This is a genomic window from Nocardia neocaledoniensis (assembly GCF_003182135.1).
Classification (GTDB): Bacteria; Actinomycetota; Actinomycetes; order Mycobacteriales; family Mycobacteriaceae; genus Nocardia; species Nocardia neocaledoniensis.
Window position 1 is genome coordinate 81,324 of record NZ_QGTL01000010.1, and the last position, 17,836, is coordinate 99,159.

Sequence of the window (17,836 nt, forward strand, 5' to 3'; positions counted from 1 at the left end):
CCGCCGATCACCGTGGTGGCGTGGGCTATTCGTCCTGCAGATCCGGCGCGGTCACCATCGTTGCCGGAGCGTGGCCGCGATGACGCGCAGGGCGTTGTCGTCGGTCATGCGCCAGTGGGTGGCGTCGACGGGCCGGTTGTGCACCGGGCCGGTGACCGCCGTGGTCCAGGACGAGGCGCCCGTCGAGCCGGTCGGGTCGTCGTGGGCGGCGGTGAAATAGGTGAGGGCGCCGTCGAACACGCGGGGGCGGTAGGCGGCGTCGAGGGCGAGCGAGGCGATCGCGGCGTCGACGATCCGGTCGAGCCGGGCCGGATCGAGCGCGACCTGGGGCGCGGAGCGTTCACACAGCTCGCGCACCAGGTGCCGCGGCTCGAGGTCCTGTGCGGCGTCGTCGCCGGCGAAGCCGCCGAGCAGATCCGCCGCGGTCACGGCGCCGACGGTGTGCTCGGCCGAGGCCACGGTCAACCGGGAGTCGAGCATGGCCAGCAGCGCGACCTGGTCGCCTTCGTCCTGGAGTTGCACGGCCATGGCGTGGGCGATGACACCGCCGAGCGACCACCCGAGCAGGTGATACGGGCCCTCGGCCTGCACTTCCCGGATCTGCTTGACGTAGAGCCGGGCCCAGTCCTCGATCGAATCCGGCAGCGGCTCCGCGGCGTTCAGGGCCGGTGACTGCAGCCCGTAGAGGGGTCGGTCCGGGTCGAGGTGCGCGGCCAGGCCACCGAAGGACCAGGCCACCCCGCCGATCGGGTGCACACAGAACAGCGGTTCGCGCGTGCCCGTCGGGCGCAACGGCAGCAGCACGTCGAAGGCGGTGTCGGCGCTCTGGGCGGCCTGCGCCGCGACGACTCCGGCCGGGGTGGGCGCGGTGAAGATCGCGGTGACCGGCACGGTGGCGCCGAGTGCGCCGCCGAGGCGGGCCGCGAGCCGGGTGGCGCTGAGGGAGGTGCCGCCGAGTTCGAAGAAGTGGTCGTCGAGCCCGACCCGGTCCACGCGCAGGATCTCGGCGAAGATGTCGCACACCCGCTGCTCGAGTTCGGTGCCGGGCGCTCGGTAGGCGCGGGCGGCCAGTTCCGGCGCGGGCAGCGCGGCGCGGTCGAGTTTGCCGACCGAGGTCAACGGCACGGCGTCGAGGACCACCACGGTGGCGGGAACCATGTGCGAGGGCAGCGTCTTCGCGGCCTGGTCGAGGAGGTCGGCGACGACGACGTCGTGTCCGGGTTCGGGCACGACATAGGACACGAGCACGGTCGCGCCCGCCTGGTTCTCCCGGCCGACCGTGACCGCGAAACCGACGTCGGCGTGTTCGGCGAGCACGGCGTCGATCTCCGTGGTTTCGATGCGGTAGCCGCGGATCTTGAGCTGGAAGTCGGTGCGCCCCCGGTATTCCAGCTCCCCTTCGGCGGTCCACGCCGCCAGGTCGCCGGTGCGGTAGAGGCGGGTGCCCGCCCGGAACGGGTTGGCCACGAAGCGTTCCGCGGTGAGATCGGGGCGGTCCAGGTAGCCCGAGGCCAGCTGGGTCCCGGCCAGGTAGAGCTCGCCGGGTACCCCGGCGGGGACGGGCCGCAGGCGCGCGTCCAGGACATAGACCTGGCTGTTCCACACCGGCCGCCCGATCGGGACGGTCTCGGTGTCGACGTCACGGACGTGATGGCTGGTGATGGACACGGCGGCCTCGGTGGGCCCGTACACGTTGAACAGGGCGGTGCCCGGCGCGGCGGCGCTGAACCGGCGCACGAGGGCGGGCGGCAGGGCCTCACCGATCGCGAGCACCCGCCGGACCGCGGCCGGGAACGGCACGGTGAGCAGGGCGTCGAGCAGGGACGGCACCGTGTGCAGGGTGGTGACGCCTTCGCGGCGCATCAGCTCGGCGAGGTGGTGCGGGTCCCGGTGACCGTCGGGTGCGGCGAGCACCAGCCGTGCGCCGCAGACCGCGGTCGACCAGAACTCCCAGACCGACAGGTCGAAGCTCGCCGCCGTCTTCACCAGCACCGAATCCTGGGCGGTGAGCCCGAATTCGGCTGTCTTCCAGCGCAGTTGGTTCACGATCGCGGCATGGGAGACGGCGACGCCCTTCGGGCGGCCGGTCGAACCGGAGGTGAAGATCACGTAGGCGGTGTTCGCGGCGCGCAACGGCGCGATCCGGTCGAGATCGGTGAGCGGGTCGGACCGGAACTGCGTCAGGTCGAGCCGGTCGACGGCGAGCACGGCATTGCCCGGCGCGCTGAATCCGGTGGCGGTGTCGGTGAGGACCAGCAGCGGGACGGCGGTGTCGAGGACGTGGGCGTGCCGGGCCGCGGGCTGATCGGGGTCGATCGGCACGTAGGCCCCGCCCGCGGCGGCGACCGCGTACATGGCCACCACGAGTTCGGGGCCGCGGCGCATCGCCAGCGCGACCCGCGTCTCCGGGCCGACCCCCGCGGCGACGAGATGACGGGCCAACCGGTTGACCCGCGCGTCCAGTTCCGCGAAGCTCCAGCGGGTGTCGCCGGCGACCAGGGCGAGGTTTTCGGGGCCCGCGGCGACCGTGTCGGCGAACAGCGACGCGAGCGTGGCGCGTGGATCGCCGTGGCGGGCGGTGCGATTCCAGGTGTCGAGGATGGTGCTCCGCTCGGCGGGGGCGAGGACGTCGACGGTGTGGATCGGCGCGGTCGGGTCGGCGGTCACGGCGGTGAGGAACCGGGTGAAGCGGTCGAGGAACCCGCGCACCGTCGCCGCGTCGAACAGGTCGGTGGCGAAGGTGCAGTGGCCGCTGATGCCCGCGGGGGCACCGTCGGCGTCGTAGCTGTCGGCCAGGATCAGGTGCAGGTCGAACTGGGACAGCGCGCGGTCCAGTTCCACCGAGGTCACCTCGATGCCGGGCAGGTCCATCCGCACCTGGGCCAGGTTCTGGAACGACAACCCCACCTGGAACAGCGGATGCCGGGCCGTGGACCGAGCGGGGTTGAGCGCCTCCACGAGTTGCTCGAACGGGATGTCGGCGTGGGCGAAAGCCCGCAGGTCGCTCTCGCGCTGCCGGGTCAGGTGCGTGCCGAAACCGGCGTCGTGGTCGACGCGGGTCCGGAAGACCAGGGTGTTGACGAACATGCCGATCAGGTCGTCGAGCGCGGATTCACCGCGTCCGGCGACCGGGATGCCGATGGCGATGTCGGTGGTGCCCGCCAGCCGGGCCAGGACCACGGCCAGGGCCGTGTGGACGGCCATGAACAGGGTGGCGCCGTAGGCGCGGGCCAGGTCGGTGAGCGCGGCGTGGGTGGCGGCGTCGAGCGTGAGTGGCACGCGGCCGCCGGCGTAGGTCTGGATCGCCGGACGCGGACGGTCCCGCGGCAGGTCGAGCTGGTCGGGCAGCCCGGCCAGCTCCCGCCGCCAGTAGGCGATCTGTTCGGCGGCGGTGGACGCGGGATCGGTGTCCTCGCCCAGGAGCAGTCGCTGCCACAGCGCGTAGTCGGCGTACTGCACGGGCAGCGGTTCCCAGGTCGGCGCCGTGCCCTGCGCGCGGGCGGTGTAGGCGGTGACCAGGTCTCGGGTCAGTGGTCCGCCGGAGAAGCCGTCGCCGCTGATGTGGTGCACCGTCATCGCCAGCACGTGCTCGCCGGGCGCGACGCGGAACAGGCAGGCGCGCAACGGCACTTCGCCGGTCACGTCGAACACGGTCGACACCAGCCGGGCCACCGCCGCATCGGTGTCGTCGACGGTCTCCACCCGCAGCGTCGGTACCTCGGGGTGGTCGGGCGCGAGGATCACCTGCGCGGGCGCCTCGTCGACGGACGGGTAGCGGGTACGCAGGATCTCGTGGCGGGCCACCACATCGCCGAAGGCGCGGCGCAGCGCCTCGGTGTCGAGCGCGCCGGTCAGGCGCAGCACGACCGGGATGTTGTAGGCCGCGGTGCGGGTGTCGAACCGGTTCAGGAACCACATGCGCTGCTGCGCCGGAGACAGCGGGATCCGGTCGGGGCGCGGCATCCCGCGCAGGGCGGGCCGGCGATCGGCGCGGGTCAGGCGCGCGAGCTCGGCGGCGCACGCGGCGACCGTGGGGGCGGCGAACAGCACCCGCACCGGCACCCGCAGTTCGACGGCCGCGCCGAGACGGGCGGTGAGGCGGGTGGCGAGCAGGGAGTTGCCGCCGCGGTCGAAGAAGTCGTCGTCGGCGCCGACCCGGTCGACACCGAGCACGTCGGCGAACACCGCGGCGACGGTGCGTTCCAGCGCGGTCGAGGGTTCCCGGTAGGGGCGGGCGGTGAAACTCGGCGCGGGCAGGGCGGTGCGGTCGAGTTTGCCGGCCCCCGAGAGCGGGATCCGGTCGAGCACGACGATCGCGGCCGGCACCAGGTGCGCGGGGAGCAGCGCCGATGCCCAGCCGGTGACGGCGGCGGGGTCGATGTCGCTGCCGGTCACATACGACACCAGCACGGTCTCCCCGGCGGGGTTGCGGGCGCCGACGGTGACGGCGACCGCGATCTGCGGATGCCGGGTCAGGACGGCGTCGACCTCGCCCGGTTCGATGCGGAAACCGCGGATCTTGATCTGGAAGTCGGTGCGCCCCAGGTATTCCAGCTCCGGGGAGTCGCCGGCCGGTACCCAGCGGACCTGGTCGCCGGTGCGGTAGAGCCGTTCGCCCGCGCTCCACGGATTCGCGACGAATCGGTGCGCGGTCGTGGCGGGGCGGCCGTGATAGCCGCGCGCGAGGGCGGGCCCGGCCAGGTACAGCTCACCGGCGACACCGACGGGCACCGGACGCAGCCGGGCGTCGAGGACCAGGGCTCGCACGCCGGGAACCGGGCGCCCGATCGTGACCTGTTGTCCGGCACGCAGACTGGCGTAGGTGGCGCCGATGGTGGCTTCGGTCGGACCGTATCCGTTGAGGAAGTAGCGGCCGGGCTGCCAGGCGGCCAGCAGGTCGGCGGAGCTCGCTTCGCCGCCCGCGGACACGCACACCAGATCGGGCAGGGCCGCCGGATCGAGGGTGCCGAGCAGGGCGGGGGTGATGATCGTGTGCGTCACCCGTTCGGTGCGCAGCAGGTCGTCGAGTTCGGCGCCGCCGACCGTGTCCGGTGGCGCGATCACCAGGGTGGCGCCGCGGTGGAAGGCCGTGCCGATCTCCTCGATGGACTGGTCGAAGCTGGGCGAGCACACGTGCAGCATCCGGTGGTCGTGGCGCAGCCCCATCAGGTTGGCCGAGTGCGCGACCAGCGCGCCGAGTCCGGCGTGAGTGACCGCGACGCCCTTGGGCAGACCGGTCGAGCCGGAGGTGTAGATGAGATAAGCGGCGTGGTCGTGGCGGATCGACGCGCGCCGGTCGCGATTGCGCACCGGGGTGCAGGCGCGCGCGGCGACGCGGGCGCGCACGTCGGCGTCGTCGAGCAGCAGCCACCGCACGGCGCCGGCGTGCGCGGGACGGTGCGTGGCGAGGCTGACGCCGTGGGTGGCGCCGGAGTCGTCGAGCATGTGCCGCACCCGGTCGGCGGGGTAGGTGGGGTCCACCGGCAGGTAGACGCCACCGGCTTTCGCGACGGCCCAGAACGCCAGGATCGCCTCGTAGGAGCGGGGGATGGCGACGGCGACCACGGTTTCGGGCCCGACGCCGTCGGCGATGAGGACGCGCGCCAGGCGGGCGGAGTCCTCGTCGAGGGTGCCGTAGGTGATCTCGCGGCCGTTGTCGCGCACCGCGATCCGCTGCTGGCCGTAGCCGGTGCCGCGGACCAGGATCTCGGGCAGGGTACCGGTGACCGGCGGGGCGGCGCCGTCACCGAGGTGCGGCAGCGCCGCGGCTTCGACAGGGTCGGTCAGCGGCAGGTCCCCCACCGGGGTCTCGGGCCGCCGGGCCGCGGCGGCGAGCAGCAGCACCAGTCGCCGGAGCAGGTCGGTCACGGTGGCGTCGTCGAATACTGTTCGGGCGTAATCGATCTCGACAGTCGGCTGGTCTTCGGGCGCGGTGATGACGAGGTCACCGGACTGGCCGGGGCCGCCGAGCGACACCTGGGTCAACGCGGCGGTGTCCGTGAGGCCGAGCAGGGCGGAGAGTTCCGGCAGCGAAGGACCGACATGCGTGTGCGCCTCGCGCTCGAGGTCCCGCGAGCGCGTGAGCAGCTCGTGGAACGGGGTCGCGGGGTCGACCAGGGTGCGCAAGGGGAGCGGGCCCGGGGCCGTGATGAGGATGTCGTCGCGGCCGGTGAGGCGGGCGAGCAGCACGGCGGTGGCGGTCCTGATCACCGTGTGCCGGCTGACGCCCGCGGATTCGGCGAGTGCCCGCGCATCCTGATGCGTGGGCTCCGGTAGCGGCTGCTGTGCTCGTCCGCGACCGTCGCCCTCCCCATGTTGCCCGGGCAGTACGAGGCGGGCGGGCAGATCGGCCAGGGCGTGCCGCCAGTAGCGGGCGTGCCCGATCGGGTCGGCGACCTCGGCCAGCCCCCGGATCGGGTCGGTCGCGGGAGTGGCGATCAGCTGCTCGAGCGCGGTGCGGAGGCGGTCGGTGACTGCCCGCGCCGTCACCTCGGCGACGAGGTCGCGCCGGTACTTGATCTGCACCCGGGTGCGGGCGCCGAGAAACACCAGCACCGTGATCGGGTAGTGCGTGTGGTCGGCGCCGCGCAGGTCCTCCACGCGCAGATCGTCGAGCGCGCCACTGGCCGCCCGCAGCCCCTCGACATCGACCGGATAGGACTCGAAGGCGAGCATGGTGTCGAACAGCTCGCCGTGCCCGGCCACGCGCTGGATCGCGCCCAGCCCCAGATGATGGTGATCGAGCAAAGCGGCCTGTTCGGTCTGCACCGCGCGGACCAGTTCGCCCGCGGTGCCGTCCGTGATCCGCACGCGCACGGGCACCGCGTCGACGAACAGGCCGATCATGTCGCCCACGCCGTCGAGCTGCGGCGGCCGCCCCGAGATGGTGGCGCCGAAGACGACCTCGTCGCGGCCGGTGCACGCGGCGACGACCAGCCCCCACGCGGTCTGAAACACGGTGTTCGGGGTGACCTCGGAAGCGACGGCGAAATCGGTCAGCGCGGCGGTCGCGGCGGTGTCGAAGTCGAATTCGCACAGCCCGAAACCGGTACCGGTCGCCGGCGGCCACCGCAGCTCGGGTGCCAGCACTGTCGGGCGCACGCCGGTGAGCGCCCGGGCCCACGCCTGCTCGGCGGCGGCCCGGTCCTGCCGGGTGAGCCAGGCCAGATAGTCGCGGTACGGGCGCACGGCGGGCAGTGGTGCCGCGTCGCCGTCGGTCGTGTAGAGGACCAGCAGTTCCTTCATCAGCAACGGCATCGACCAGCCGTCGAGCAGGATGTGGTGGCCGGTCAGCACGAGCAGGCTGCGTCCGGAATCGGTGCGGTACACCGTGAATCGCAGCAGCGGCGCGATCGTCGGATCGAAGACCGTGCGCTGATCGGCGGCCAGCAGCTCGGCGATCGCGGTGTCGGCGACCTCGGACACCAGGCGCACGGGTGCTCGCACGCCGTCGGCCACCACCTGCACCGGGATGCCCTCGGCAGTGGTGACGAAGGCCGCGCGCAGATTCGCGTGCCGGTCGAGCACCGTCTGGGCGGCCCGCCGCAGCCGCGCGAGGTCGAGCTCGCCGGTCAGTTCGGCGACGAGCTGGATGACGTAGGCGTGCACCGATTCCTCGAGCAGTTCCCCCAGCGCCAGCAGCGAATGCTGCAGCGGTGAGAGCGGCAGCACATCCGCGAGCCCGGGGTGGGTGTGCCGCCAGCGGTCGAGGTCGTGCTGGGTCACCGGCACCAGCGCGACATCCGAGGGTGTCAGCCCGCCCGCCGCCGGATCACTCAGGTGCGCGGCGAGTGCGGTGAGCTGCGCGACCCATTCCTCGGCGAGCTCGCGCACGGCGGTGTCGTCGAGAATGCCGGTGGCGTAGCGGAATCCGGCCTCCAGGCAGGGGCCCGACTCGGTGGTGACCGCGATGGCGTTGATGTCGAGGACGGCGTGGGCGGGCAGGTCCGGTCCGTGGTCGACGGCGATCTCGCCCAGGTCGCCGGTGGGCAGCCAGGCGGTGTCGGCGGTCTCGGCGCCGGTGGTGGCCCGGCCCAGATAGTTGAAGCCGATCTGCCCGATCTCGCCGGGCAGCCGGTGGGGTCGGTCCCGGTCGTGACGCAGCAGCCCGAAACCGATGCCGTGGTCGGGCACCGCGAGCACCTGTTCCTTGACGGTGCGCATCGTCGCGGCGAGGGTCTCGGCGCTGCCGTCGTCGGCGACGCCGGTCAGGTCGAGGACGAGGGGATGGACGCTGGTGAACCAGCCCACGGTCCGGGTCAGATCCGCGCCGGGCACCACGTCGTCGACGCGGCCGTGGCCCTCGAGCCGGAGGCGGACGGTGTCGGTGGCGATCCCGCGGCGGGCACGCCACCGGCGCACCGCCACGGCGAGCGCGGCCAGCAGGGCGTGATCGGGGCCTGCCCGGTAGGCGGCGGGCAGGGCCGTCAGCAGCGTGTCGCTCACCTCGACCGGGACCCGGACCGTGAGCGAGCGCGTGCTCGCCTCGGTGTCGCGGGTCCGGTCGAGCGCGCGGGCGCCGAGGAGGGGGTCGGGAGTGTCCAGGACCCGCCGCCAGTAGTCGAATTCGGCGGAACGGTCGGTCTCGGCCAGGCCGTGCGCCCAGCGGCGGAACGAGGTCACGACCGGGGCCAGGCTGATCGGTCGGCCGGCGCTGTACTGCGCCCACGCGAGCACGAGATCGGGCAACAGGATTCGCCACGACACGCCGTCGATCGCGTAGTGGTGCGCGGCCACGGCCAGCACGTCCTGGGCGTCGCCGCGCCGCACCCAGGTGCAGGCGAGCATGCGGCCGGCGGCCGGGTCAAGGGCCGACAGCGCGGAATCCATGGCGGCACTGCCGATGCGGGTGAGTTCGGGGCCGTCGGCGTGGCCCGCGTCGAGTTCGGTCACGAGCTCGTCGGCGTCGACGGCGCCGGGCGCGAGTACCTCCCACTGCCACCGGTCGCCGTCCTGGAACAGGCGCGAACGCAACATGTCGTGGTGGGCCACGACGGCGCCGAGCGTGGCGACCAGGCCGGCCCGGTCGATCCGCGCGGGCAGCGCGAGGACCATCGTCTGCGCGAAACGGTCCCTCGTCCCGTCGGCGAGGAATTCGGCGAGGATCGGGGTCAACGGGACGGCGCCGATCCCGCCGCCCGGCAATTCGGTGAGCGTGGGTGTTTCGGTGCCGCCGGTGCCGGCGATCTCGGCCAGCCGGGCCACGGTGCGGTGTTCGAAGACGTCCCTGGTCGTGAACGTCAGGCCGGCGGCGCGCGCGAGCGAGACCAGCTGGATGGACAGGATGCTGTCGCCACCACGGGCGAAGAACGAGTCGTGCACCCCCACCTCGGCCACGCCGAGCACGCGGGTGAACAGGTCGGCCAGCAGGGTTTCGATGTCACCGCGTGGTGCGCGGTCGCCGCCGGTCGGGGCGGCGACCGGGTCCGGTAGCGCGCCGCGATCGAGTTTGCCGTTGGTCGTCAACGGCAGGGCGTCCAGCACCACGACCGCCGACGGCACCAGCTGCGGCGGCAACAGACCGGCGACGTATTCGATCAGAGCCTCGCGGTCGATCGTATTGTCCTGTGCCGCGACCACATACGACACGAGGGTGATCGCACCGGCCATCGTGGAGCGGCCCACCGTGGCCACGGCCGCGACGTCGGCCCTGGTGGCGAGGACCGCGTCGACCTCACCCGGCTCGATACGGAACCCCCGCACCTTCAACTGGGTGTCGGCACGGCCCACATAGTGCAGTTCGCCGTCACGCAGGCGCACGAGATCACCGGTGCGGTACATGCGCGCACCCGCGCCGCCCCACGGATCGGCGAGGAAACGCGCCGCCGTCGTCCCCGGTTGCGCACGGTAGCCGCGCGCGACCGCGGGACCGGCGAGGTAGAGCTCGCCGGTGACACCCGGCGGGACCGGGTGCAGCCGGGCATCCAGGATCATCGCGTGGGTACCGGGGACTGGCCCGCCGATCGTCACCGCGCCGCCCGCGGTGAGCTCGGCATAGGTGGAGATGACGGTGGTCTCGGTGGGGCCGTACCCGTTGAGATAGCGGCGGCCAGGCTGCCAGCGTGCCAGCAGTTCCGGCGTGGTCACATCACCGCCGACCGACAGCACCCGCAGCGCGTCCAGGCCCGCCGGGTCCACGGTGCCCAGCACCGCCGGCGTGATGATCGCGTGCGTCACCGCCGCCTCGGCCAGCACGGCGGTGAGGTCGGGGCCGCCGAGGATCTCGGCGGGCACCACCACCAGTGTCGCCCCGGTGGCGAACGCGCACAGCCACTCCAGGATCGAGGGATCGAAGCAGGGCGAGCAGATGTGCAGGAACCGGTCCTCGGCGCGCACCCCGTAGCGGCGCACCGCCTCGTCGAGCAGTGGGGCCAGCCCGGTGTGGGTCACCGTCACGCCCTTGGGCAGGCCGGTGGAGCCGGAGGTGTAGATGAGATACGCCGGATGCGCAGGCCGCAGTAGGGCGAGTCGGTCGCTGTCGGTGACCGGGGTGGCGGGGAAGGCGGCGCACGCCTGGTCGAACGCGGGATCGTCCAGGCACAACCAGTCCAGCTCGGCCGGCAGGTGCGCGCGGTGGGCGGTCGCGGTGAGGCCGAGGACCGCGCCCGAGTCGGCGACCAGGTGCCGCAACCGGGACACGGGATAGGCCGGATCGATCGGGACGTGCACGCCGCCGGCCTTGGCGATCGCCATCGCGGCGACCACCATCTCCGTCGATCGCGGCAGCGCGACCGCGACCGCAACCTCCGGCCCGACGCCACGCGCGATCAGCGCCCGCGCCAACCGTGACGTGCGCTCGTCCACGTCGCCGTAGGTGAGGACCCGCTCGCCTTCACGGACCGCGATCCGGTCGCGACCGCGAGCGACACCGCGGGTGAGCAGGTCGGGGAACAGGGCGGCGGGTTCGTCCTCGCCGGGGCGAGCGGTGAGGGCGGCCAGTTCCCCGGCGCTGAGCATCGCCAGATCACCGACCGGCGTGTGCGGACGGTCGAGCCCGTCGAGCAGTAGCCGCAGCATCCGGTCGGCCAGGACCGAGAGCGTGGCACGATCGAACAGCGCGGTGGCGTAACCGAATTCGACGGCGATGCCCGCCCCCGGATGCGTTCGCACGATGAGGACGAGGTCGCAGTGCGCGGCGTCCTCGCCGGTGCGGTCCTCGGGCAGGACCATGACCCGGACCAGCGGCCGCGGCGCGTTCCAGCGCGCACGCTCCTCCGATGTCAAACCCTGGGCAGGGCACGCGCGTTCGGCCGTGGCCATCTCGCGCACCACTTCGTCGAAGGACCGTCCGCCCGGGAGGTGGAGCCGCACGAGCCGGGTGCCTTCACCGGCGAATCCGATCGCGAGATCGGTACTGCCCGACACCCGGGCGAGCAGCACGGCGAACACGCTGTGCGCGATCGTGGCGACGTCGGTCTCGCGTTCGCGCGCGAATCGCTTGATCCGCGCGCACAATTCGGCCGGCAGGGGAATGCCGACGCGGCCGTCGATCGTCACCGGGGTCTGGGGGCGCGGGCGATCGGTCGGCAGCGCGAGTTCGGGCAGGTCGGTGAGCACCGTGCGCCAGTACGCGGCGCGGGAGATCGGGTCCGCGCGCCGGGTCAGCCGCGCCCGCAGATCCCCGACCGGCAGCTCCGGGCTGTCGACGAAGGCGTCGAGCACGATCCGCAGCCGGGCCGCCAGCGCCTCCGCGGTCGCGGCGGTCAAACGATCGCGCCGATACTGCAGACCCACGCGAATACCCGCGCCCACCTCGACGCCGACCGCGACCGGGTAGTGCGTGGCGTTGGCCGCCACCACGTCGACGATCTCGAGCCCGTCGAGCGCTCCGTGCGCACGCCGCATCCCCTCGTGGTCCACCGGATAGGACTCGAAGGCCAGCAGCGTGTCGAACAGCTCGCCCGTGCCCGCCGCCCGCTGGATCTCGGGCAACCCCAGGTGATGGCCGTCGAGCAGCGCGACCTGTTCGGACTGCACCCGCGTCATCAGCGTCCGCAGCGAAACCGCCGATTCCGCGCGGACCCGCACCGGGACGGTGTTGGCGAACAGGCCGACCATGGTGTCGACGCCGTCGAGCTGCGGCGGCCTCCCCGACACCACCGCTCCGAACACCACGTCGTCGGCGCCGACCGCCCCGGCCAGCACCAGCCCCCACGCGGCCTGGAACAGCGTGTTGACCGTGACCTCGTGTGCCGCGGCGACCGTCGCGAGCACCTCGGCGTCGGCGGGGGACAGCTCGATCGTGGTCGTGCCATGGCCCGGCTCCGACTCCGTCGGCGCCGGCACCGCCGCCGCGAGCATCGTCGGTTCCTGCCCGGCCAGCGCCTCGGCCCAGCCGCGCAGCGCCGTGTCGCGGTCCTGCCCGGCCAGCCAGCTCAGGTAGTCGCGGTAGGGGCGCACGGGCGGCAACGGTGCGGGCGCGCCGTCGGCCGCGTAGGCGACGAGCAGCTCGCGCATCAGCAACGGCATCGACCAGCCGTCCACCAGCAGGTGATGCACCGTCAACACCAGATGCGTGCCGGTGTGGCGGTAGACGGTGAACCGCACCAGCGGCGCCACCGCCGGATCGAACCCGGCCTTCGCCTCGGCGGCCAGGAACTCACTCGCGGCCGCGGGCTCGGTGTCGACGACCCGCCACGGCACCGCGACGGACCCGGCCACGAACCCGACCGGCGTCCCGCTCGCCGACGTCCCGAACGAGGTGCGCAGGATGGCATGCCGATCCAGCACCACCTGCGCCGCCCGGCGCAACCGCACCAGATCCACGTCACCGGCCAGCTCCACCGCCAGCTGCACCAGATACGGGTCCTCCGGCGACACCTGCGCCAGGAACAACAGGCCCAGCTGCAACGGAGCCAGCGACACGACATCGGTGAGGCCGGGATGTTCGCGATGCCAGCGGTCGAGTTCGTCCTGCCCGACCCGCACCAGCGCCACATCGGCCGGGGTGAGCCCACCCGCCGCCGGGCCACGCAGATGCTCGGCCAGCACGTGCAGTGCCGCCGTCCAGCATTCGGCCAGCTCCCGCACCGACGCCTCGTCGACGACCTCCGCGGCGTAGGAGAACGACGCCCGCAACCGCAGGCCCGCGTCGGTGTCGGTCGCCAGCGCGTTGACGTCGATCACCGCCGCCGCGGGCAGTTCCGGATCCTGGTGCGCGGCCGGCTCACCCCACTCGGCGGTCGGTAACCAGCCGTGCGCGTCCGGATCGGCCGACACCTCACCCGCCGAGACCCGCCCGAGGTAGTTGAAGCCGACCTGACCGAGCGCACCGTCGAGCAGCGGTGCCGACTCGGGGTCGAGGTGACGCAGCACGCCGAAGCCGATGCCCTTGTGCGGCACCGCGATCAGCTGTTCCTTGACCGCCTTCACCACCGCCGCCGTCGCCGCGCCCGCACGCCAGGCGTCGTCGAGGTCGACACCGCTCAGGTCGAGCGCGACCGGATACATGCTGGTGAACCAGCCGACCGTCCGCGTCAGATCCGCGCCGGGCACCGCCGACGCCTCCCTGCCGTGCCCCTCCAAGCGGATCCGGGTGGCCGGCGCGTCGACGCCACGCCGCGCACGCCACGTGCGCACCGCCAGGGCCAGCGCGGCGAGCAGGCCGTCCTCGGCGCCCGCGCGGTATCGCGTCGGCAACTCGGTGAGGACGGCCTCGGTGATGTCGGCGGGCACCGTGACACTGAACGTGCGCACGGTCGACGCGGTGTCGAGCACGGGATCCAGCGCGCGATCGCCGACGAGCGGGTCGGGCACCGCCAAGGTCGCGCGCCAGTGGTCCAGTTCCGCGCGCCGCGACGGCGCCGATTCGGCCAACCCGTGCGCCCAGCGACGGAACGACGTCCCCACAGCGGGCAGCACCACCCGGTGCCCGGCCGAGTACCGCGCCCACGCGGCTACCAGGTCCGACAACAGGATCCGCCAGGACACACCGTCGATCACGGCGTGATGGGCGGCGACGACCAACGCGTCGGGACCGTCGGTCCTGCGCAGCCAGGTGAGGGCGAGCATGCGCGCGGCCGGATCCAACGCGGCCAGCGCGGCATCCATGGCGGACTCGGCGACAGTGTCGAGCGACGCGCCCGCCGGGACCTCGACCGTGGTGAGCAGATCGCGCACGTCCACACTGCCCGGCGGCAGGGTCTCCAGCCGCCACTGTCCGTCGCGGAGCACCAGCCGGGCACGCAGCATGTCGTGGTGATCGACGACCGCGCCGAGAACCGCGACGAGACCGTCCCGGTCGATCGACTCGGGCAGGGCCAGCACCATCTGCTGACTGAACCTGCCGAACACGCGGCCACCGGCCACCATCGCGGCCAGCACCGGCGTCAACGGCACCGCACCCACCCCGGCGCCGGGCAGCTCCGGCAGGCTCGCCACCGGCTCACCGCCGAGCACCGCGACCCGCGCCAGCCCCGCCACGGTGCGATGCTCGAACACCTGCTGCGGCGTGAACGCCATCCCGGCCGCCCGCGCTTTGGTCACCAGCTGAATCGACAGAATGCTGTCGCCACCGGCGGCGAAGAACGAATCCTCCGCCCCGACCCGCTCCACCCCGAGCACCTGTGCGAACAGCTCCGCGATCCGCGTCTCCACCGGACCGTGCGGCGCCCGCGACCCCACCGAACCGAACACCGGCACAGGCAGGGCGCCGCGATCGAGCTTCCCGTTCGGCGTCAACGGCAGCTCGTCCAGCACGACCACCACGCTCGGCACCATGTGCCCGGGCAGCACGCCGGCGACGAACTCGGTGAGCTGCGCCGTGTCGATCGAAACACCGTGGTGGGCGAGGACATACGCCACCAGCACCGTCGCACCGGAATCGGCCGTCACCCCGACGGTGACCGCGAAGTCCACCCCGGGATGCGCGGTGAGCGCGGCATCGATCTCCCCGAGCTCCACCCGGAAGCCACGCACCTTCACCTGGAAGTCCGCACGACCCAGGTACTCCAGCTCGCCCTCGGCCGTGCGGCGCACCAGATCACCGGTGCGATACATGCGCGCGCCCTCGGCCCCGGCGAACGGCGACGCCACGAACCGCTCCGCCGTGAGACCGGGCCTGCCCAGATAGCTCTGCGCCAGCGCCGGACCCGACAGATACAGCTCACCGGCCACCCCCACCGGGACCGGCCGTAATCGAGCATCCAGCACCACCGCGCCGACACCGGCGAACGGCGCACCGATCGTGATCGGACGGCCCGGCTCCAGCTCCGCGCTGCCCGTCGCCAGGATCGTCGCCTCGGTCGGCCCGTAGCCGTTGAAGAACGCGCGCCCCGCGCCCGCCCACCGCTGCACCAGGGCGGGACCGAACGCGTCACCCGCCACGACCACGACCCGCAACGCGTCCAGCCCACGCGGGTCCACCGACTCCAGCGCCGCGGGCGTGATCAGCAGGTGCGTCACCCGCTCCCGGCCCAGCAGATCCGCCAGCTCGGGACCGCCGAACACCGACGGCGGCGACACCACCAGCCGCGCCCCGGCCTGGAAGGTCACCAGCAGCTCGAGCACCGAGACGTCGAAACTGGGGGAGCAGACGTGGAGCACCCTCGACTCGGCGTCCACCCGGTAGCGCTCCCGCGCGGCCGCCACCAGCGCGCCCAGACCGGCATGGGTGACGACCACACCCTTCGGGCGCCCCGTCGATCCGGAGGTGTAGATGACGTAGGCGGGATGCTGCGCGGTCAGCGGGCGGACGCGATCCAGGTAGGAGATCGGGTGCGCGGGCAGCTCGGCGATGCCCGGGTCGTCCATCGACAGCCACTCGATCCCGTCGCCGAGCAGACCGGCCCGCGCCGCACCCGTCAGTCCGAGCACCGCACCCGAATCCGCCACCAGGAAAGCGATCCGCTCCGCGGGCAACCCCGGATCGACCGGCACATACGCCGCACCGGTCTTGGCCACCGCCCACACCGCGAGCACCGACTCGACCGAACGGGCGACACCGAGCGCCACCACGTCACCGGGACCGACACCGTGCGCGATCAGCGCACGCGCCAGCCGCGAGGACTGCTCGTCGAGCTGGGTGTAGGTGAGCTCGCGCCGCACACCGTCGGCGGGGGAGCAGACGAGCGCGACCCGGTCACCGGCGGTATCGACCGCGGCGGTCAGCAGCTGCGTGAAGAGCGGGGTGCTCGCCTTGCGATTGCCTCGACCACGCGTCGCACGACGAACCTCACCCATCCGAGCACTACATCCTTCACCTGTCCGGGCCCACGGTGTCGTGATGATCCATGAACCCTGTCGGATTCTGGGCCTACCGGGGGTGGACCAGGTCGAACAAGCTGAAAGGAGTCGATCTCGGGGCGTTCGGCGACCATGACACCACAGGTTGCGGTGTCAAGACCACACAATCGGCGGGCAACCCCGCTCCCAGGCAAGCCCTCCACCGAAATTTGTGCGCATGACACAATGTCGCGGACGGAATTTGTGCAAGGAACGGAGCGGGCCGGTGGCGGCATACGGATCACTGGTGTGGGTCGGCCAAGCGCTCGGCCCTCTCACCGAGACCGTCACCGAGGACCTCATCCGGGTGACCGAACAACTCATCCCCGTCACCGACCTCGCCTTCGACCTCGCCGAGATGCGGGCAGCCAGCATCGCAGAGAACATCGCCCTCGTCCAATACGTCCTGGCCAACAACATCGACCCCGCCACCATCACCCCACCCGCGGGCGCCGCCGCCTACGCCCAGCGGCTCGCCCGCCGCGGCGTGCCCCTCACCGTCCTGCTGCGCGCCTACGGACTCGGCCAGTACCGCCTGCTCGACACCGCGATCGGCTTGATCCTGGCCGTCCCCGGACCCGATCACGCCACCCGGATCGCCGAACTCCTGAAGTTCGCGGGCACCTACCTCGATCGCCTCAACTCCTCGATGGGCCGCATCTACGAAGCCGAACGCGACCGGTGGCTCAGCAGCCGCCACGCCGCCCGCCAACAGTGGATCACCCGGCTGCTCGACAGCGACGACGTCGACCTCGCCGCCGCCGAGGCCGCGCTGAACTACCGCCTCGACCAGCACCACCTCGCCACCGAAGTGTGGACGACCCCCGAGGCCGCCGACACCGTCCGCGCCCTCGACCAGACCCGCAGACTGCTCGCCACCGAGATGCGTTCCGGCGGCGCCGAACTGGTCGCCACCACAGGCGACCGCGCGCTGCGGATCTGGTTCCCCACCGACCCCGGCCTGCACCTCGACCCGGCCCGGCTCACCGACCGGATCACCACCGCCGGCCTGCCCGTGCGGATCGTCATCGGACCCGTCGGCACCGGCCTCGACGGCTTCCGGCGCACCGCGCGCGGCGCCGCCCGCGCCAAAGCGCTCGTCGCGTCGGCGGGCGCCACCGCACCGGTCGTCACCGGCTACGACACCGTCGCCCCCTTCGCGCTGCTCGCCGACGACCCCGACGAACTCGCCGACCTGGCCCACCGCGTCCTCGGCCCACTCGCCGCCGACACCCCCAAGGCCGCGCTCCTGCGCCACACCCTCGAGGTGTTCCTCGCCGAAGGCGCCAGCTACTCCCGCACCGCCCGCGCGCTCGACGTGCACCGCAACACCGTCCAGTACCGCATCCAGCAGCTCACCGGCCGCTACGGCATCGCCCTCGACACCGACACCTTCGAACTGCGCTTCGCCCTCGGCGTCTGCCGGTGGTACCGCCAGGTCCTCACCCGACAAATCTGAGCCCCGCCGGTTTGTGCGTGACGCACAGTATCGAGTATCACGAAAAAGTCTCGAGGTGCGAGATTCGCCACTGACCACGCCACCAGCACCCCGCGCCGCACCGGCGAAATCCGGCCGCTGACGGGCCGGAAACACCACGGGCGAACGGCATCACGC

2 protein-coding genes are annotated in these 17,836 nt (G+C 72.7%); one reads left to right on the forward strand and one right to left on the reverse strand.

Annotated features, from left to right (window positions below; all coding sequences use genetic code 11):
- Positions 1–51: 51 nt before the first annotated feature.
- On the reverse strand, positions 52–16,179 hold the full coding sequence (locus DFR69_RS24310; protein ID WP_110039944.1) for an amino acid adenylation domain-containing protein: 16,128 nt from the start codon (positions 16,177–16,179) through the stop codon (positions 52–54).
- 268 nt (positions 16,180–16,447) lie between these two features.
- Here DFR69_RS24310 and DFR69_RS24315 point away from each other — a divergent pair, with 268 nt between their 5' ends.
- Positions 16,448–17,680: a PucR family transcriptional regulator gene (locus DFR69_RS24315; protein ID WP_167456387.1), complete on the forward strand. Its 1,233-nt coding sequence runs from the start codon at positions 16,448–16,450 to the stop codon at positions 17,678–17,680.
- Positions 17,681–17,836 lie beyond the last annotated feature (156 nt).

Excerpts from the sequence above, each read along its gene's own strand:
- DFR69_RS24310 (WP_110039944.1), bottom strand. The coding sequence starts at position 16,179 with ATGGGTGAGGTTCGTCGTGCGACGCGTGGTCGAGGCAATCGCAAGGCG.